Source organism: Pseudomonas nitroreducens (assembly GCF_010994165.1).
Lineage (GTDB): Bacteria > Pseudomonadota > Gammaproteobacteria > Pseudomonadales > Pseudomonadaceae > Pseudomonas > Pseudomonas nitroreducens.
Map to the genome: position 1 here is coordinate 732,852 of NZ_WMBX01000003.1, position 17,206 is coordinate 750,057.

At 66.4% G+C, this 17,206-nt stretch carries 15 protein-coding genes; 6 read left to right on the forward strand and 9 right to left on the reverse strand.

What is annotated here, in order from left to right; all coding sequences use genetic code 11:
• Window positions 1-233 precede the first annotated feature (233 nt).
• From GJV37_RS16660 to GJV37_RS16670, 3 genes are read left to right on the forward strand one after another with little or no spacing between them, the layout of a single operon-like run.
• Window positions 234-1,583: a TolC family outer membrane protein gene (locus tag GJV37_RS16660; RefSeq protein ID WP_037016421.1), complete on the forward strand. Its 1,350-nt coding sequence runs from the start codon at window positions 234-236 to the stop codon at window positions 1,581-1,583.
• A 21-nt stretch (window positions 1,584-1,604) separates the two neighbouring features.
• Window positions 1,605-3,761, forward strand: a complete 2,157-nt coding sequence (locus GJV37_RS16665; protein ID WP_037016425.1) for a type I secretion system permease/ATPase — start codon at window positions 1,605-1,607, stop codon at window positions 3,759-3,761.
• Window positions 3,751-5,121, forward strand: a complete 1,371-nt coding sequence (locus GJV37_RS16670; RefSeq protein ID WP_024765517.1) for an HlyD family type I secretion periplasmic adaptor subunit — start codon at window positions 3,751-3,753, stop codon at window positions 5,119-5,121. The genes GJV37_RS16665 and GJV37_RS16670 overlap by 11 nt, the downstream gene beginning before the upstream one ends.
• A 66-nt stretch (window positions 5,122-5,187) precedes the next feature.
• Here the strand turns inward: GJV37_RS16670 and GJV37_RS16675 are convergent, their stop codons facing one another.
• The 5 genes from GJV37_RS16675 to GJV37_RS16695 all read right to left on the reverse strand — a co-directional run bounded on the left by GJV37_RS16675 (window position 5,188) and on the right by GJV37_RS16695 (window position 10,192).
• Entirely contained in the window at window positions 5,188-5,829 is a 642-nt protein-coding gene (locus GJV37_RS16675; protein WP_193452752.1) for an NAD(P)-dependent oxidoreductase, read from the reverse strand.
• 123 nt (window positions 5,830-5,952) lie between these two features.
• A complete protein-coding gene (gene mmsB, locus GJV37_RS16680) occupies window positions 5,953-6,837 on the reverse strand; it encodes a 3-hydroxyisobutyrate dehydrogenase (RefSeq protein ID WP_024765519.1) in 885 nt (294 codons plus the stop codon).
• A 134-nt stretch (window positions 6,838-6,971) separates the two neighbouring features.
• The gene (locus tag GJV37_RS16685) at window positions 6,972-8,075 is read right to left on the reverse strand and encodes an enoyl-CoA hydratase/isomerase family protein (protein WP_065083958.1); all 1,104 of its coding nucleotides are present in this window, start codon (window positions 8,073-8,075) and stop codon (window positions 6,972-6,974) included.
• A gap of 10 nt (window positions 8,076-8,085) precedes the next feature.
• Window positions 8,086-8,904 (reverse strand): enoyl-CoA hydratase, encoded by an 819-nt coding sequence (locus GJV37_RS16690; protein WP_065083959.1) that lies wholly within the window; start codon window positions 8,902-8,904, stop codon window positions 8,086-8,088.
• 124 nt (window positions 8,905-9,028) lie between these two features.
• Window positions 9,029-10,192 (reverse strand): isobutyryl-CoA dehydrogenase, encoded by a 1,164-nt coding sequence (locus tag GJV37_RS16695; protein WP_065083960.1) that lies wholly within the window; start codon window positions 10,190-10,192, stop codon window positions 9,029-9,031.
• Between the two features lie 122 nt (window positions 10,193-10,314).
• On the opposite strand from GJV37_RS16695, the gene GJV37_RS16700 reads away from it, so the two are divergent.
• The 3 genes from GJV37_RS16700 (at window position 10,315) to ung (ending at window position 12,644) form a co-directional block, all read left to right on the forward strand.
• Entirely contained in the window at window positions 10,315-11,235 is a 921-nt protein-coding gene (locus tag GJV37_RS16700) for an AraC family transcriptional regulator (protein ID WP_051445676.1), read from the forward strand.
• Between the two features lie 95 nt (window positions 11,236-11,330).
• On the forward strand, window positions 11,331-11,897 hold the full coding sequence (locus GJV37_RS16705) for a hypothetical protein (RefSeq protein ID WP_170859133.1): 567 nt from the start codon (window positions 11,331-11,333) through the stop codon (window positions 11,895-11,897).
• 54 nt (window positions 11,898-11,951) lie between these two features.
• Window positions 11,952-12,644: a uracil-DNA glycosylase gene (gene ung, locus GJV37_RS16710; protein ID WP_065083962.1), complete on the forward strand. Its 693-nt coding sequence runs from the start codon at window positions 11,952-11,954 to the stop codon at window positions 12,642-12,644.
• A gap of 80 nt (window positions 12,645-12,724) precedes the next feature.
• Here ung and GJV37_RS16715 read toward each other — a convergent pair whose 3' ends face one another.
• Genes GJV37_RS16715 through GJV37_RS16730 form a run of 4 tightly spaced genes read right to left on the reverse strand, consistent with a single transcriptional unit; the run spans window position 12,725 to window position 17,069 of the window.
• Entirely contained in the window at window positions 12,725-14,245 is a 1,521-nt protein-coding gene (locus GJV37_RS16715) for a tripartite tricarboxylate transporter permease (RefSeq protein ID WP_084359662.1), read from the reverse strand.
• Window positions 14,246-14,255: 10 nt separating this feature from the next.
• On the reverse strand, window positions 14,256-14,723 hold the full coding sequence (locus tag GJV37_RS16720) for a tripartite tricarboxylate transporter TctB family protein (protein ID WP_038803784.1): 468 nt from the start codon (window positions 14,721-14,723) through the stop codon (window positions 14,256-14,258).
• Between the two features lie 49 nt (window positions 14,724-14,772).
• On the reverse strand, window positions 14,773-15,750 hold the full coding sequence (locus GJV37_RS16725) for a Bug family tripartite tricarboxylate transporter substrate binding protein (RefSeq protein ID WP_084359661.1): 978 nt from the start codon (window positions 15,748-15,750) through the stop codon (window positions 14,773-14,775).
• A 29-nt stretch (window positions 15,751-15,779) separates the two neighbouring features.
• Window positions 15,780-17,069, reverse strand: a complete 1,290-nt coding sequence (locus tag GJV37_RS16730; RefSeq protein WP_024765528.1) for an OprD family porin — start codon at window positions 17,067-17,069, stop codon at window positions 15,780-15,782.
• Between the last annotated feature and the right edge of the window lie 137 nt (window positions 17,070-17,206).

Sequence of the window (17,206 nt, forward strand, 5' to 3'; positions counted from 1 at the left end):
ATGGCTTATAGCGGATGGAAATTACGTATATGCCAATGTATTGACCATTCGATTGCCATCCTAAACAATTGGCAAATCGATGTCACTTTGATATCGGGTGCTCGCGTAAAAAAATTTAGCGTGAAATACATCACGCTTTTCGATGCTTCCTTGCAGCGCATTCGCCGGTCTTTTGACGCTATTGGCGGCAATCGAATCGCTGCGGCTATCCCATTGATAAGGATGTTTTCCTCATGCGTATGCGATTCGCTGCTGTAGTGCCCTTCGCCCTTTCATTCGTCCTGCCCGCCCACGCCGACTCGCTCAACCAGGCCATGCAGAAGGCCCTGGAGTACCACCCGGAAATCCAGGCCGGGGTGAACTCCCGACTCGCCGCGGACAAGCAGCTGCGTGCAGCGAAGGGGGGCTACCTGCCGTCCGTCGACCTGACCGCCGGTTATGGCCGTGAAGGCTCCGACAACACCACCACCCGTGGCCAAGGCGACCACTGGGAAACCCTGAACCGTGGCGAATCCAACCTCGCCCTGCGCCAGATGGTGTTCGACGGTTTCGCCACCTCCAGCGAAGTCGGCCGCCAGCAGGCCAACGTGAACTCCCGCGCCTACGCGTTGCTGGGAACCTCCGAGCGCACCGCGCTGGATGTCGCCCAGGTCTACACCGATGTGCTGCGTCGTCAGGAAATGGTTCGTCTGGCCGAGGAAAACCTGAAGAACCACCAGCGCGTCTACGACCAGATCAGCCTGCGCAGTGCCCGCGGCGTTGGTCGCCTCGCCGACCAGGACCAGGCCGAGGCCCGCCTGGCCCAGGCGCAGAACAACCTGATGACCGAGAAGACCAACCTGGCCGACGCCCGCACCAACTACTACAGCGTGGTGGGCAGCGATCCGGTGGACCTGAGCGACCCGACCGGTCTTGCCGGCCAGCTGCCGGAAGATCTGCAGGCCGCCCGTCGCCAGCTGGTGGAGAACAGCCCGATCCTGCGCTCCGCAGAATCCGACGTGGCCGCCGCCGAGAAACAGTACGACGCAGCGAAATCGACCTTCTATCCGAGATTCGATGCAGAACTTTCCCGTGGTGCCGATAACAACCTCGACGGAGAAGAAGGCCACAACAACGAATGGCAGGCCATGCTGCGCATGCGCTACAACCTGTTCGCCGGTGGCAGCAACAAGGCCGAGCTGGAAGCCAAGTCCTATGAGGCGAACCAGGCCCTGGATATCCGCAACAACGCCCTGCGCCAGTTGAACGAGGAACTCGGTTTGTCCTGGAACGCCCTGAACAACGCCCGCGACCAGCTGCCGATCGCTCGCCAGTACGTGGACTACAGCACCCGCGTGCGCGAGGCGTACCAGAAGCAGTTCACCATCGGCGAGCGCACCCTGCTCGATCTGCTGGACAGCGAGAACGAACTGTTCAACGCTTCGCGCCGTCTGGTCGACCTGAAGTACACCGAGCTGTTCACCCAGTACCGCATCAAGGCCACTCTGGGCGAACTGCTCAAGAGCCAGGGCGTGGTAGCACCGATGGCTGCAGTGGCTTCCGAAGACATCAAGCCGCGAGTCCAGCTGCCCGGCCTTAACTAACCTGCCCGAGAGAGCATCCGCGTGGATCAAGAAGTCAGCGCAGTACCCCTAAGCCACGATCCGCGCGGTCTGCTCGACGATCCGCTGCTGGACAGCCTGCTGACGCTCTGTCAGCTGCACCAGAAGCCGGCCAGCCGCGCCATGCTCACCAGCGGCCTGCCGCTGCCCGAGCAGCGCCTGTCCGCCGAGCTGCTGCCCCGTGCGGCGGCTCGCGCCGGCCTGCAAGGGCGCCTGTTGCAGCGCAAGCTCGGGCAGATTCCGGCCCTTGCCATGCCGGCGATGCTGCTGCTGCGCGAAGGGCGCTGCGCGGTGCTGCTGGGCTGGGAAAGCAATGGCGATGCGCGCCTGCTGCTGTCGGAAAGCGACGGCGGTGAAGTGCGCGTTTCCCGCGAGCTGCTGAGCGAGGACTACGCCGGCCAGGCCTTCTTTGCCCAGCCGCAGCACAAGTTCGACCTGCAGCATGGCGAGCTGATCCCGCGCGCCAAGAGCTGGTTCCGCGACACCCTGAAGCGCTCGCGCTGGCTCTACGTCGACGCCGTCGCTGCGAGCCTGCTGATCAACCTGATCGCCCTGGCCGCTCCACTGTTCGTCATGAACGTCTACGACCGCGTGGTGCCCAACCAGGCCGCCGCCACCCTCTGGGTGCTGGCCATCGGCATCAGCGGCGCCTACCTGTTCGACCTGCTGCTCAAGACCATGCGCGGCCTGTGCCTGGACCTGGCCGGCAAGAAGACCGACCTGATCATCTCGGCGACGCTGTTCGAACGCATCGTCGGCATGAGCATGAAGTACCGCCCGGCGCGGGTCGGCTCGTTCGCCCAGAACATCCACGAATTCCAGACGCTGCGCGATTTCCTCAACTCGCTCACGCTGACCACCCTGATCGACATGCCCTTCACCCTGCTGATCCTGCTGGTGATCGGCATCATCGGCGGGCCGCTGGTGTTCGTCCCGCTGGTTGCCTTCCCGCTGGCCGCGGGCCTGGGCTGGCTGCTGCAGAAGCCGCTGGTGGAGACCATGAACCGCACCATGGCGCTGGCCGCCGAGCGCCAGTCGAGCCTGATCGAGACACTCGCCAGCCTCGACGCGGTGAAGGTCAACAATGCCGAGAGCGAGCGCCAGTACCTCTGGGAGCAGACCATCGGCACCCTCAGCCGCCTGGAACTGCGGGTCAAGCTGCTGTCGACCCTGGCGATGAACATCACCGTGCTGATCCAGGCGCTGGCCGGGGTCGTCATGATCATCGGCGGTGTCTACCTGATCATCGCCGGCGACCTGTCCATGGGCGGTCTGATCGCCTGCTACATGCTCAATGGCCGCGCGCTCGGCCCGCTGACCCAGCTCTCCGGGCTGATCCAGCGCTACCAGCAGGCGCGCCTGTCCATGGCCACCACCAACCAGATGATGGAGCTGCCGCAGGAGCGCAACGCAGACGAACGTCCGCTGACCCGCTCGCAACTGCGCGGCGGCATCGAGATGCGCGGCCTCGACTTCGCCTACCCGAACCAGCAGGTCGCGGCGCTGCATGGCATCAACCTGCAGATCCGCGCCGGCGAGAAGGTCGGCATCATCGGCCGCAGCGGCTCGGGCAAGAGCTCCCTGGCCAAGCTGATCGTCGGCCTGCACCAGCCCGAGAACGGCAACCTGCTGGTGGACGGCGCCGACGTGCGCCAACTGGACATCAGCGAGCTGCGCCACAACATCGGCTACGTGCCGCAGGACATCAGCCTGTTCAGTGGCACCCTGCGCGACAACCTGGTCAGCGGCGCGCGCTATATCGATGACGAACGCGTGCTGGAAGTGGCCGAGCTGACCGGCGTGAACGAGTTCGTCCGCCTGCACCCGCAGGGCTATGAACTGCAGGTCGGCGAGCGTGGCCACAACCTCTCCGGCGGCCAGCGGCAGAACGTCGCCCTGGCCCGCGCATTGCTGCTCGACCCGCCGATCCTGCTGCTGGACGAACCCACCAGCGCCATGGACAACGCCGGCGAGGAGCGCCTGAAACAGCGCCTGCAATCGATCATGGGCGAGAAGACACTGCTGCTGGTCACCCACCGCGCCTCCATGCTCAGCCTGGTGGACCGCCTGGTGATCGTCGACAAGGGACGCATCATTGCCGACGGTCCGAAGGACGTGGTCATGGATGCACTGAAGAAGGGGCAGATCAGTGTCGCTTAATCCTCTGGGCAGTATCCGCCACTCTGTCCGTGGCTATTTCAAGGGCGGCGACAACCTCTCCGGCCAGCCGCTTCCGGAAGTCAGCAAGGCGCTGATCGAGGATGCGCCGCGCGTGGTGCGCCTGACCATCTGGATCCTCATCGGCTTCGTCGCCTTCCTGCTGCTCTGGGCACACTTCGCGCAGATCGACGAGGTCACCCGCGGCGAGGGCAAGGCGATCCCTTCGTCCAAGGTGCAGAAGATCCAGAACCTGGAAGGCGGCATCGTCTCGCAGATATTCGTCCACGAAGGGCAGGTGGTGCAGGCCGGCGAGCAACTGATGCGCCTGGACCCGACGCGCTTCCAGTCCAACGTCGGCGAGACCGAGGCCGACCGCCTGGCGATGTTCCTGCGGGTGGAGCGGCTGTCTGCCGAGGTGGAAGAGCGCGCGCTGAACATCCCCGACGATGTGCGCGCCAAGGTGCCCGGCCAGGCCAGCAGTGAAGAGGCGCTGTTCCACAGCCGCCAGCAGCAGCTCAAGGACGAAACCGACGGCCTGCAGCAACAGCTGGTGCAGAAGCAGCAGGAACTGCGCGAGTTCGTCTCCAAGCAGGCGCAGTACCGCAACAGCCTGAACCTGCTGCGCCAGGAGATTTCCATGTCCGAGCCGCTGGTGGCGCAGGGCGCGATGTCCCAGGTAGAGCTGCTGCGCCTGAAACGCGGTGAAGTGGAAAACCGTGGCCAGCTCGATGCCACCACCCTGGCGATCCCGCGGGCCGAGGCAGCGGTGAAGGAAGTGGAGCGCAAGGTTGCCGAAACCCGTTCGCGCTTCCGCAGCGATGCGCTGAAGGAACTCAACGAAGCCCGCACCGAACTGAGCAAGGCCACCGCCACCGGTAAGGCGCTGGAGGATCGCGTCAGCCGCACCCTGGTCACTTCGCCGGTGCGCGGCATCGTCAAGCAGCTGCTGGTGAACACCATCGGCGGTGTGATCCAGCCGGGCAGCGACCTGATCGAGATCGTCCCGCTGGACGACACCCTGCTGGTGGAAGCGCGCATCCGTCCGCAGGACATCGCCTTCCTGCGCCCCGGCCAGCACGCCATGGTCAAGTTCACCGCCTACGACTACACCATCTACGGTGGCCTGCCGGCGGACCTGGAGCAGATTGGCGCCGACACCGTCACCGACGAGGACGGCAACAGCTTCTACCTGATCAAGCTGCGCACCCGCAAAAGCCACCTGGGCAGCGACGACAAACCGTTGCTGATCATCCCCGGCATGATCGCCACCGTGGACATCATGACTGGCAAGAAGAGCATCCTCAGCTACCTGCTCAAGCCGATTCTGCGGGCCAAGGCGGAGGCGTTGCGGGAACGGTAAGTCGAGAGTGCCTGCACAAAAAAGGGCCACCCCATCGGGTGGCCCTTTTTCTTTCTGCCCGTCAGATCAGTACGCCACGGTAAACCGCTGCTGATGATGATTGGCCTGCTCGGCCTCATCGATCATCGCCACCGCCAGGTCCGGCAGGGAAATGCGGCTCTCGCCGTTGCCATCGAACAACACCTGGTCGCCGCCGATGCGGAAGCTGCCGGTGCGGGTTTCGCCGTCGAGCAGCATCGCCGGGCTGAGGAAAGCCCAGTCGAGTTCCTTCTCGGCACGCAACTGGTCCAGCGCGTCGGCGGCGCCCAGTGCACCCTGTTTCCATTGCTCGGGGAATTCCGGGCTGTCCACCAGACGTTGGCCGGGGGCGATTTCCAGGCTGCCGGCACCGCCGAGTACCAGCAGGCGCTTCACACCGGACGCCTTCACGCCGTCAAGAATGGCGCGGCTGCCCTTGGCGTGGGCGCCACGGATATCCGGGTTGCCCCAGCCGGCATTGAATGCGCTGACCACGACGTCCTGCCCGGCCACGGCGCGGACGACCTGGGCCGGGTCGTAGATGTCGGCCTGGACCACCTTGAGGTTTTCGCGCGCCGGCAGCTTCGCCGGGTCGCGCACCAGCGCGGTCACGCTATGGCCGCGGCGCAGGGCTTCTTCGAGGAAGTAGTGGCCAACGTGGCCGGTCGCGCCGATCAGGGCAATGTTCATGGAATCACCTTTGTGGGAGAAATCGCCGCGCGCTGGCGGCAGGTGATTCATCTTCGACCCGGCGCGGTTGTGGATAAAGCCACCCTCACGCCATGCACTCGTAAGCGTGGCTTCACAATAAGGTCAGTTATCGAAGAGTTTCTGCACCACCGAGAAGTCCTGCTCGCCATGGCCCTGTTTCACCAGCAGGCGATACAGCGCCAGTGCCAGGCTGCCCATGGGCGTGCTGTTGCCGCTGACCTGCGCCGTTTCCAGCGCCAGACCCAGGTCCTTGGTCATCAGCGACGTCATGAAGCCGCCGGTGTAGCCGCGTGAGGCGGGGGCATTCTCCATGACACCGGGCCAGGGGTTGTACACCTCCAACGCCCAGTTGCCGCCGGAGCTGCGGCGCATGATCTCCGACAGCACGGCAGGGTCCAGCCCATTGGCGGCACCGAGGGCGAGGGATTCGGCGGTGCCGATCATCAGCACGGCGAGCAACTGGTTGTTGCACACCTTGGCGACCTGCCCGGCTCCGTCGCCGCCGGCGTGGAAGATGTTCCGGCCCATGGCGGAGAACACCGGGCGGGCGCGTTCGAGCACCTCGGCGTCGCCACCGACCATGAAGGTCAGGGTGCCGGCGATGGCGCCGCCGGTGCCGCCGGAGACCGGTGCATCGAGCATGGGAATACCGCGCTCGGCCGCAGCCTGGTGGACCTTGCGTGCCGAGGCGGGGGCGATGGTGGAACACTCCAGCACCAGGGTGCCGGGGGCAATGTGCGCCAGCAGGCCCTCGTTGCCCAGGTACAGCCCCTCGACGTGCCCGCTGGCCGGCAGCATGGTGACCACCACGTCGGCGCCGTCTACCGCGTCATGGGCGCTGCGGGCGGCGCTGGCACCCTGGACGACCAGGCCGTCGATGGCGCTCTGCACCAGGTCGAACACGCGCAGCAGGTAGCCTGCCTTGATCAGGTTGGCGGCCATGGGGGCGCCCATGTGGCCGAGGCCGATGAAGGCGATGGTTTGCATGCTGGTTTCCTCCTGTTGGACCGCAGGGCACTCCAGCGCTTTTGCTCTTTGTAGGAGCGAGCTTGCTCGCGAACGGATTCGCTGCTGGGCTGGTTCGCGAGCAAGCTCGCTCCTACAGAGGACGGCAGCGGCGGCTAAAGATCCGCCAGCGGATGCTCGCCCTCCCAGGTGGCGTCGAAGTGCGCATTCACCACAGCATCAGGTATGGCAGCGATATCCGGCCAGTGCCAGTGCGGGGTGTTGTCCTTGTCGATCAGCCGGGCCCGCACGCCTTCCGGGAACTCCGGGTGGCGGCAGCAGTTCAGGCTCATCGCGTACTCCATGCGGAACACCTCGGCAGTCGACAGATGGCGTGCGCGGCGGATCTGTTCCCAGACCAGATGAGCGGTCAGCGGGCAGCCCGAGGCGAGGGTCTTCGCTCCCCGCGCGATCAGCGTGTCCTCGTCATCGGCCAGTGCGGTGAGGGCGTGCCAGGCCTCGGCGATGTTGGCGCTGTCCAGCACCGCATCCAGGCGCTCGCGGCGTGGCAGCAACTGGGCATCCGGCAATTCACCGCGGGCTTCGTTTTCCAGCGCTTGCAACAGGCTGTGCAGTTGCACGTCGGCCTGTTCGCGCCAGTTCAGTTGCACCAGGCCTTCGATCAGGTCTTCCTGCTGGGTATCGAGCAGGAAGCGGTCGGCGAGGTCCAGGTCCAGTGCGTCGCGGGCGTTCATCTGCGTGGCGGTCAGGCCGAGGAACAGGCCGAGGCGGCCGGGCAGGCGGGCGAGGAACCAGCTCGCGCCGACATCCGGGTACAGGCCGATATTCACTTCCGGCATGGCCAGGCGGCTGCTGGGCGTGACGATGCGCACGCCGGCGCCCTGCATCAGGCCCATGCCGCCGCCCATCACGTAGCCGTGGGCCCAGCAGATCAGCGGTTTGCCGTAGGTGTGGATGAGGTAGTCCAGGCGGTATTCGTCGGCGAAGAAGCGGCGGGCGAGGGCGGGAACCTCGCCGGGCTGCTCGCGGCAGGCGTCCACCAGCTTGCGCACATCGCCGCCGGCGCAGAAGGCCTTGCCGCCGTTGCCGCGCAACACCACGCAGGCGATCTGCGGGTCGTCCTTCCACGCGCGCAGTTGATGGTTCATCGCCTCGATCATCGGCAGGCTCAGGGCGTTCAGGCTCTTCTCCGCGTCCAGCGTCACCACGCCAATGCGGAAGCCGTGCAGGCCGGGGCGTTCTTCGAACATCACATTCATGGTCGGGGCCTTATTGGTTGCGCCAGTGCGGATCGCGTTTCTCCAGGAAGGCGTTCACGCCTTCGCGGGTGTCATCGGCGTCGAACAGGTCGACGAAGCGCTCGCGCTCCTCCGGCAGCCAGGTGGTCGGGCCGCGTTCGCGGGCGCCCTGGATCAGCGGCTTGATGGTGCGCACCGCCACCGGACTCTGGCGCGCGACCTTGGCCGCCAGCAGCAGGGCCGTGCCGCGTGCCTCGCCGGTGTCGACGACCTGCTCGACCAGGCCGATGCGCAGCGCCGTCTCGGCATCCACGCGCTCGCCGCAGAGGATCATGCGCTTGGCCCAGCCTTCGCCCACCAGCCACGGCAGCGCCTGGGTGCCGCCGGCGCAGGGCAGCAGGCCCACGGCAGCTTCGGGCAGGGCCATCTGTGCCTGGCGCTCGGCGATGCGGATGTCGCAGGCCAGCGCGCACTCCAGGCCGCCGCCCATGGCGTAGCCGTTGATTGCGGCGATGGAGACGCCACGGAAGTCGCGCAGCGCCTCGAAGGCTTCGCCGAAGCGGCGGGCCATCTCGCGGGCGCGGGCCTTGTCGCCGTCGGCGAACATGTTCAGGTCGGCGCCGGCGGAGAAGAATTTCGGCCCCTGCCCAGTCACCACCAGGGCGTAGATGTCGTCGTCGCGGTTCAGGTGCTCGATCACCTGGCGCAGGCCGATCAGCGAGTCGCGGTCCCAGGTGTTGGCCGGCGGGTGGTTGATGGTGATCAGTGCGGTGTGGCCGTGCTTTTCCACCGTCAGCTTGTGGGTCAGGTCGAAGACTCCGGGCTTGTAGGGCTCGAGGGCGTTGCTCATGGGCATCTCCTTGGCGGTCTTGGGCATGGACTCTAGGTGCGCGCGGCAGGGCGCGTCCATGTCCGATCTGTTCGATTGCGCCCGCGCAGGCGGGCGGTTTTTCCAGTGATTGGTGGGGTGCGGATCAGAGCAGACGATCCAGCATCCCACCCTGCTCCAGCAGCCGGCGGGCAACGATCACCCGCATGATCTCGTTGGTGCCTTCCAGGATCTGGTGCACGCGGCTGTCGCGCACCCAGCGCTCCAGCGGGTAGTCGTTGAGGTAGCCGTAGCCGCCGTGCAGTTGCAGCGCCTCGTTGCACAACACAAAGCAGCGGTCGGTGGCGAAGCGCTTGGCCATGGCGCAATACAGCGTCGCCTCGCCGTCCTTGTGGTCCAGCTTGTGCGCGGCCAGGCGCACCATCTGCCGGCTGGCGGTGAGGTCGGTGAGCATGTCGGCGAGCTTGAACTGCAATGCCTGGAACTCGGCCAGCGCCTTGCCGAACTGCTTGCGTTCCTCGACGTAGCGCAGCGACTGCTCCAGCGCCGCCTGGGCCGCGCCGAGGGAGCAACTGGCGATGTTCAGGCGGCCGCCGTCCAGGCCCTTCATGGCATAGACGAAGCCCTGGCCTTCCGGCCCGATGCGGTTGCCGGCGGGAATGCGCACGCCTTCGAAGGTGATGGTGCGAGTCGGCTGGGCCTTCCAGCCCATCTTGTCCTCGTTGCGGCCGTAGCGGATGCCCTCGGCGTTGGCCGGCACCAGGAAGCAGGAAATGCCCTTCGCGCCTTCCTCGCCAGTGCGCGCCATGACGATCAGCACGTCGGTGCTGCCGGCGCCGGAGATGAAGGTCTTGGCGCCGTCGAGCACGTAGTCGTCGCCATCCCGCCTGGCGCGGGTGCGCAGGCGCGCGGCGTCGGAGCCGGCGTCGGGTTCGGTAAGGCAATAAGACGCCAGCAACTCGCCGCCGATCAGCCCCGGCAGCCATTGCTCCTTGAGCGCGGCGTCGCCGAAGCTGGCGAGCATCCAGCTGGCCATGTTGTGGATGGTCATGTAGGCGGTGGTGGCGACGCAGCCGGCGGCCAGTTGCTCGAAGATCAGCGAGGCGGACAGCCGCGACAAGCCCAGGCCGCCGTCCTCTTCGGCGATGTACAGGCCCAGGTAGCCCTGTTCGGCAGCGCGACGGATGACCTCCACCGGGAAGTGGTGCTGGCGGTCCCAGTCGGCGGCGTGGGGCGCCAGTTCGCGGCTGGCGAAGGCGCGGGCGCTGTCCACCAGCAGGCGTTGTTCTTCGGACAGATCGAAATGCATGCAGCTACCTCTGTTTATTCTTGTCGGCTACAGCGGCGTGCGTGGCGGCACGCGTTCTTTTCGCTTGGAGACTTCCGGTTATAGCGGTTGCGCCCGCGGCTGTGGATTGACGATCTTGGGCAATGGATGGACGATCTTGGCATTGCCGATTCCGGAGGCCAGCCGTGTCCCGCCCGCTCATTTCCACCTGGCCGCTGCCACAGCAGGGCGTGCGCTTCATCACTCCGCCACGCCTGCGCCGCGCGCTGGACCGCCATCCGCTGGGGCAGGCCTGCTATCCACTGGCCCTGGGCTACTACCCGGCAGCCGTGGGGCACCGCATGGAGCGGGACAGCCCGGACGATCACCTGCTGATCTACTGCAGCGCCGGGCAAGGCTGGCTGGAAACAGCAGATGGACGATTCGAGGTCTCCAGCGGTGACCTGCTGGTGCTGCCCAAGGGCCGTGCCCATGCCTATGGCGCCGATCCGCAGCGGCCCTGGTCGATCTTCTGGGTGCACCTGGAAGGCCGGCTGGCGGAGGATTTCCTCCGCCCGCTGGGCAAGTCGCCGCGCCTGCGCGTGGGTGTGCAGCCACGCCTTCTGGGCGAGTTCGACGCACTGTTGGCCCTGCGCCGCCAGGGCCTGAGCCTGCCGCACTTCATCCATGCCGCCCATCTGCTGCAGAGCCTGCTGACTTCCCTGGCCCTGCGCCCGGCGCGGGCGCGGCTGAAGTCCGGCCGGGTGCTGGACGTGGAGGCAGTGCAGGCGATGATGCGCGAGCATCTGCACGACGCGCTGAACCTCGACGAGCTGGCCGCGCAGTTCCGCCTGTCGCGCTTCCACTTCGCCAAGACCTACCGCGCGCTGACCGGCCAGGCGCCGATCCAGGATTTCATCCGGCTGAAGATGACCCACGCCTGTCGCCTGCTCGACCAGGGCAACCTGGAAGTGCGCCAGGTCGCCGAGCAGCTGGGCTACGCCGATCCGTACTACTTCTCGCGGCTGTTCAAGAGCGTGGTAGGCATGGCGCCCAGTCACTACCGGGCGCTGCATACCGGTTGAGCCTGACGCGCGGCGTCTACCGGGATGGCGTGTGACACCGTGCAGATCGAGTCGAGGCTCGCTAGTCTGCGGCGACGACAATAAAGGAATGCCCCATGCTGCCCGTAATCGCCGAACTGCTGCTGACCCTGGCCTGCTGCATCGCCGCCTGGCTCGCCCTGCGCGAGCAACAGGGTTGGCGGGCGTTGGGCTTCGTGTCGATGGGCGCTGCGGCGTTTCTCGGGGCGCTGGAGTACGGTGGCGCCGCAGTGCTGGCCGAACCCCATCATCTGGCGAGCGTGCTCTCCGGTGCGGTCGGCTTGCCGCTGATCGCGCTGGGGCGGCTCTCCGGTTCGCCCTTGCAGCGCGCGCTGGTGTTGCTGGCGTGCATGGCGCTGGTGATGCTGCCGTCCCAGGCCACGCTGCTGACCAACCTCGTTGCACTTCTGGTCATCGCCTGGCCGGGGCGCTCGCGGCGACATCTGCTGGCCCTGCTCGGCGCGCTGCTGTTCATCGGCAGCGGCCTGCTGATCGGTACCCGCGGTGAACTGGCCGGTGTGCCACGCCGTGAGCTGTTTCACCTGGGTCTGACCCTTGCCGTGGTCGTGTGGATGCTCGCCGGCCTGGGCAGCGGTGTGCCGCGTTTGCCGGGCTGGTGGGCGGTGCGGCGCAAGGCGCCTTGACTTGACCGGGGCGCTTGCTTAGCGTGCCGGTTCGTTTCACCAGGCAGACGCACCATGACCAACGAAGATCGGATCAAGCTGGAACCCAGCTGGAAAGAAGCCCTCCACGAGGAATTCGAGAAGCCCTACATGAAGCAGTTGGGCGAATTCCTCCGCGCGGAGAAGGCCGCCGGCAAGGTGATCTTCCCGCCCGGCCCGCTGATCTTCAACGCGCTGAACACCACGCCGCTTGCGCGCATCAAGGTGGTGATCATCGGCCAGGACCCGTACCACGGCCCCGGCCAGGCCCATGGCCTGTGCTTTTCGGTGCAGCCGGGAGTGCCGACGCCGCCGTCGCTGCAGAACATCTATAAAGAGCTGCAACGCGATCTGAACATTCCGATTCCCAATCATGGTTGTCTGCAGCACTGGGCCGAGCAGGGCGTGCTGCTGCTCAATACTTCGCTGACCGTGGAGCAGGCTCGCGCCGGTTCCCACGCCCAGTCGGGCTGGGGCCCGTTCACCGATAAGGTGATAGAAGTGGTCAGCCAGCGCTGTGAAAACCTGGTATTCCTGCTCTGGGGCTCCCATGCCCAGAGCAAGCAGAAGCTGATCGACGCGCAGAAGCATCTGGTGCTCAAGTCCGCGCACCCGTCCCCGCTGTCGGCCTACCGTGGTTTCCTTGGCAACGGCCACTTCAGCCGCACCAACAAGTTCCTCGAACAGCACGGCCTTCCGCCCATCGACTGGTCGCTGCCGCCGGTTTGATCGCTTACCCAAAAAGAGGCCCGCACGACGGCGGGCCTTGAAAGTCGCCGCGCGTCTCGACGCGGCGAGCGTGGTTGCTTTTACGCGGCGTCAGCCAGCGCCTCGCGGGAGCGGCGGGCGCGTTTGCGCCAGGCGCGGAGCAGCGGCAGGCCGAGCATCAGCGCGACCAGTGCCCAGGTGCCGATGGCGATGGGGCTGGACCAGAGGATGCCCAGTTCACCGTTGGAGATGGACAGCGCGCGGCGCAGGTTCTGCTCCATCAGCCCGCCGAGGATGAAGCCCAGCAGCAGCGGTGAGAGTGGGAAGTCCAGCTTGCGCAGGATGTAGCCGAGGATGCCGATGGCGACCATCAGGAACAGGTCGAAGGTGGTGGCGTGCACGGCGTACACGCCGATGGCGGTGATGATCGCGATGCCCGGCACCAGCGCCCAGTTCGGCACCGAGAGGATGCGGGTGAACACCCGGACCATCGGCACGTTGAGGATGATCAGCATGACGTTGGCGATGAACAGCGAGGCGATCAGGCCCCAGACGATGTTCGGCTGTTCCTGGAACAGCAGCGGGCCGGGGGTGATGTTGTACAGGCTGAGCGCGCCGATCATCACCGCCGTGGTGCCCGAGCCGGGGACGCCGAGGGTCAGCATCGGCACCAGGGCGCCGCAGGCGGAGGCGCCGATGGCGGTTTCCGGGGCGGCCAGGCCGCGCAGGTCGCCCTTGCCGAACTTGCCCGACTCGCCCGCCATCTTCTTCTCGGTCATGTAGGCCACGGCGCTGGCGAGGGTTGCGCCGGCGCCGGGCAGCACGCCCATGATGAAGCCGAGCAGGCCGCAGCGCAGGTTGACCACCGCCACCGAGGCCGCTTCCTTCGCGTTGAACAGCATGCGTCCGCTGGCCTCGACCATCTTGTGGCCGTGGTGGGTCTTCTCCAGCAGCAGGAGGATTTCGCTGACCGAGAACAGACCCAGTACCAGCACCACGAACTGGATGCCGTCGGAGACGTGGATATTGTCGAAGGTGAAGCGGTACACGCCGCTGTTGGCGTCGATCCCGACGCTGGACAGGAACAGCCCGAGCAGCGCTGCCAGCAGCGTCTTCAGCGGCCGGTCGCCGGCCAGCCCGCCCAGGGCGACGATGGCGAAGACCATCAGCACGAAGTATTCCGCCGGGCCGAAGGCGATCGCCCATTTCGCCAGCAGCGGGGCGAACAGCACCATGCCGCAGGTGGCGATGAAGGCGCCAATGAAGGAGCTCCAGGCCGACAGCGACAGGGCCACGCCGGCCAGGCCGTTGCGTGCCATGGGGTAGCCGTCGAGGGTGGTCATCACGGTGGAGGCTTCGCCGGGGATGTTCAGCAGGATCGAGGAAATCCGTCCGCCGTATTCGCAACCCAGGTACACGGCGGCCAGCAGGATCAGCGCCGACTCCGGCGGCAGGCCGAGGGCGAAGGCCACCGGGATCAGCAGGGCCACGCCGTTGATCGGGCCCAGGCCCGGCAGCAGGCCGACGACGGTGCCGATCAGGGTGCCGATCAGCGCGGTGATCAGGTTGTAGGGGGTCAGGGCAACACCGAAGCCCTGGCCGAGGTAGCTCAACGTATCCATGATTCAGTCCTCAGAGCAGGGGATCGAGGATGCCCAGCGGTAGCGGGACGTCCAGGGTGCGGTCGAACAGCACGTAGAGGCCGATGGCGAGCAGCGTGGCAGTGACCACGCTGGCCACCGGGCGGCCGCCGTAGATCAGCGCGATGAAGGTGCCGACCAGGGCACTGGCGGGGATGAAGCCCAGCGGCTCGAACAGCCCGGCGTAGACCGCCAGCAGCGCGACGCAGAGCACCACCTTGGCCAGCAGCGCGCCTTCCAGCGCGGGCTCGTCGTCCTCGCGCTTGATCGGTGTGGGCCGCACGATCAGCCAGGCGAGGCCGGCAGCCATCAAGCCCAGGCAGAGCAGCGGATAGGCGCGCGGGCCGACCGGTTCGTAGGAGAAGGGCGCTTGCAGTTGCCAGGCGATCAGGGCGAAGGCGACGCAGGCGAACAGCCAGGCGCCGGCGAACAGCCGCTGGAAGAGGCTGGTACGGGACATGGGGAGTCTCCTGGCGCCGCCTTCGCTGAAGGCGGCGCCGCACGGGGCGTTACTGGATGAGGCCGAACTCGCGGGCCAGCTGCTTGTACTGGGCGACCTGCTGCTTCACGTAGGCGTCCAGCTCCGGGCCGGTCATGGCGAAGGGGAACAGCTCGCGCTGGTCGCGCAGCTTGGCGAAGTCTTCGGAAGCCAGCAGCTTGTCGAAGGAGGCCTTCCAGAACTGGTAGTCCTCATCGCTCACCTTCGGCCCGACGTAGAAACCGCGCACCACCGGCCAGACGATGTCGAAGCCCTGCTCCTTGGCGGTGGGGATGTCGGCCATGCCTTCATCCTTCAGGCGCTCCTCGGCGAACACCGCGAGGATGCGCATCTTGCCGGCCCGGATGTGCGGCATGGAGTCGGAGATGTCCGTGCTGCCCACCTGGATATGCCCGCCCAGCAGCGCCGTGGCGATCTCGCCGCCGCCCTCCAGGGCGACGTAACGCAGCTGCTTCGGATCGATGCCGGCGGCCTTTGCGATCAGCGCGGTCTGCATCCAGTCCTGGCTGCCGACGGTGCCGCCGGAGCCGATCACTACCTTGCCCGGGTCGGCCTTGAGCGCAGCGACCAGGTCGCCGAGGTTCTGGTACGGCGAGTCGCTGGGCACCGCGATGGCGCCGTAGCTGGTGCCTACGGCGGCCAGCCATTTCACGGCGTTCTCGTCGAAACGGCCGAACTTGCCCTGGGCCAGGTTCAGTAACGAGCCGCTGGAGAAGGCGGTGATGGTGTTGCCGTCGGCCGGACGCTGGGCGACCACCGCGTTGTAGGCCACGGCGCCGACACCGCCGGGCATGTAGGTGACGCGCATCGGCTTGGTCAGCAGCTTCTCGTCCACCAGGGCGCTCTGCGCCAGCTTGCAGGTGAGATCGAAGCCGCCGCCGGGAGAGGCCGGGGCGATGCATTCCGGGCGCTTGGGCTCGGCCATCAGTTGGCTGGCGGCGAGCAGGGTGGCGCCGGCCAGGGTCAGGTTGCGCAGGACGGTGGACATGGTGCGATGCCTCTCTTGTTGTTGTCGGTTTACCAGATCGCCAGGGAGTAGCTGAGGTAGATACGCGTCTCGTCGGCGTCCCGCGCGAAGCTCGAACGGTAGGTGGCGTTGCGCACGCGCACTGCCACGTCCTTGAGCGGGCCGCTCTGGATCACGTACTTGATGTCGGTGTTGCGCTCCCATTCCTTGCCGTGACCGTCCATGCCGTTGATTTTGGCATTGTCGCCGCTGATGTAGCGATTCATCAGGGTCAGGCCGGGGATGCCGAGGCCGGCGAAGTCGTAGTCGTGGCGCACTTGCCAGGAGCGCTCGTCGGTCTCGGCGAAGTCGCCGACCTGGACGAAGTTGACGAGATAGGGGTTGCTGCCATCGATGTAGGGGAAGGCGCTATCGCCGCTCATCTGCTGCCAGCCGAGGCTGAACTTGTTGGCGCCCAGGGCGTAGCCGAGCATGCCGTTGAAGGCGCGGTTGTCGATTTCGCCGCCGCGCGCCTCGCCCTGGTCGTCGCTGATGGCCAGGCGCACATCCGCGCTGAACTTGCCTGGGCCCAGCGGATAGGCGGCGAGCAGGCCGACGAAGTGCTGGCGGTAGACCTCGTCCAGCTGCGCGTAGTGGTAGCGGCCGGTGAGGTGGTCGGTGAACTTGTAGTCGCCGCCGGCCAGGTCGTAGTGCTTGCCTTCGGCGCTGCCGCCGGAGAAGCGGCGGTTCTTGTTGTTCAGCGCAAGGTCGGTGTAGTCGGTGGAGTCGCGGTCCTTCACTTTCTCCAGACGCCCGCCGGTGAAGTTCAGGCCCGGCAGGTCGGTGGAGTTGAGCAGGCCGCCCTCGAAGGTCTGCGGGAACAGGCGGCTGTCGTTGGGCTGCAGGGTGGGCAGGTCGGGAATCAGGCTGCCGATCTTCAGCTCGGTCTCGGAGGCCTTGAACTTGGCGGTCAGACCCAGCTTGCTGTATTCGTCGGCGGCGCGGCCGTCGTCATGGGTGGGCAGCAGGCCGGTGCCGGTGCGGTCCGGCGAGGAGTCGAGCTTCAGGCCGAGCATGCCCATGGCGTCGAGGCCGACGCCGATGGTGCCGGGGGTGTAGCCGGACTGGAAGTCAAGGATGAAACCCTGCGCCCATTCTTCGCGCTTGGACTGGCCGGCGCCGTCGCGAAAATCGCGGTTGAAATAGATGTTCTGGGTGCTGAGCGTGGCGCTGCTGTCTTCGACAAAGCCGGCGGCATCGCACAGCGGCGCGACCCCGGCGAAAGCCAGCAGGGCGGGTGTCAGGCAGCGGGAGTTGGGCTTGGCAAAAGCCGGTGCAGCCAAAGGCTGGGCGGTGGGCATCTGTGGTCTCCGTTCTTGTTGTTGTCGCGAAAGGGCACCACGCCGCCTTCCGCTCTGTTGACGGTCTTTGCCGTCGCCGAGTCCGCTGCTCCCGCCGTTGCGCCTGGGCAGTCGGCGCTGAAAAGAACGGGGTTGGG

What these genes read in the sequence shown, in the direction of transcription:
- GJV37_RS16720 (WP_038803784.1), bottom strand. Translation starts at nt 14,723, where the DNA reads ATGTCCCGTACCAGCCTCTTCCAGCGGCTGTTCGCCGGCGCCTGGCTG.
- ung (WP_065083962.1), top strand. Translation starts at nt 11,952, where the DNA reads ATGACCAACGAAGATCGGATCAAGCTGGAACCCAGCTGGAAAGAAGCC.
- GJV37_RS16685 (WP_065083958.1), bottom strand. Translation starts at nt 8,075, where the DNA reads ATGAATGTGATGTTCGAAGAACGCCCCGGCCTGCACGGCTTCCGCATT.
- GJV37_RS16730 (WP_024765528.1), bottom strand. Translation starts at nt 17,069, where the DNA reads ATGCCCACCGCCCAGCCTTTGGCTGCACCGGCTTTTGCCAAGCCCAAC.
- GJV37_RS16675 (WP_193452752.1), bottom strand. Translation starts at nt 5,829, where the DNA reads ATGAACATTGCCCTGATCGGCGCGACCGGCCACGTTGGCCACTACTTC.
- GJV37_RS16705 (WP_170859133.1), top strand. Translation starts at nt 11,331, where the DNA reads ATGCTGCCCGTAATCGCCGAACTGCTGCTGACCCTGGCCTGCTGCATC.
- GJV37_RS16715 (WP_084359662.1), bottom strand. Translation starts at nt 14,245, where the DNA reads ATGGATACGTTGAGCTACCTCGGCCAGGGCTTCGGTGTTGCCCTGACC.
- GJV37_RS16725 (WP_084359661.1), bottom strand. Translation starts at nt 15,750, where the DNA reads ATGTCCACCGTCCTGCGCAACCTGACCCTGGCCGGCGCCACCCTGCTC.
- mmsB (WP_024765519.1), bottom strand. Translation starts at nt 6,837, where the DNA reads ATGCAAACCATCGCCTTCATCGGCCTCGGCCACATGGGCGCCCCCATG.
- GJV37_RS16695 (WP_065083960.1), bottom strand. Translation starts at nt 10,192, where the DNA reads ATGCATTTCGATCTGTCCGAAGAACAACGCCTGCTGGTGGACAGCGCC.
- GJV37_RS16700 (WP_051445676.1), top strand. Translation starts at nt 10,315, where the DNA reads ATGGATGGACGATCTTGGCATTGCCGATTCCGGAGGCCAGCCGTGTCC.
- GJV37_RS16690 (WP_065083959.1), bottom strand. Translation starts at nt 8,904, where the DNA reads ATGAGCAACGCCCTCGAGCCCTACAAGCCCGGAGTCTTCGACCTGACC.
- GJV37_RS16660 (WP_037016421.1), top strand. Translation starts at nt 234, where the DNA reads ATGCGTATGCGATTCGCTGCTGTAGTGCCCTTCGCCCTTTCATTCGTC.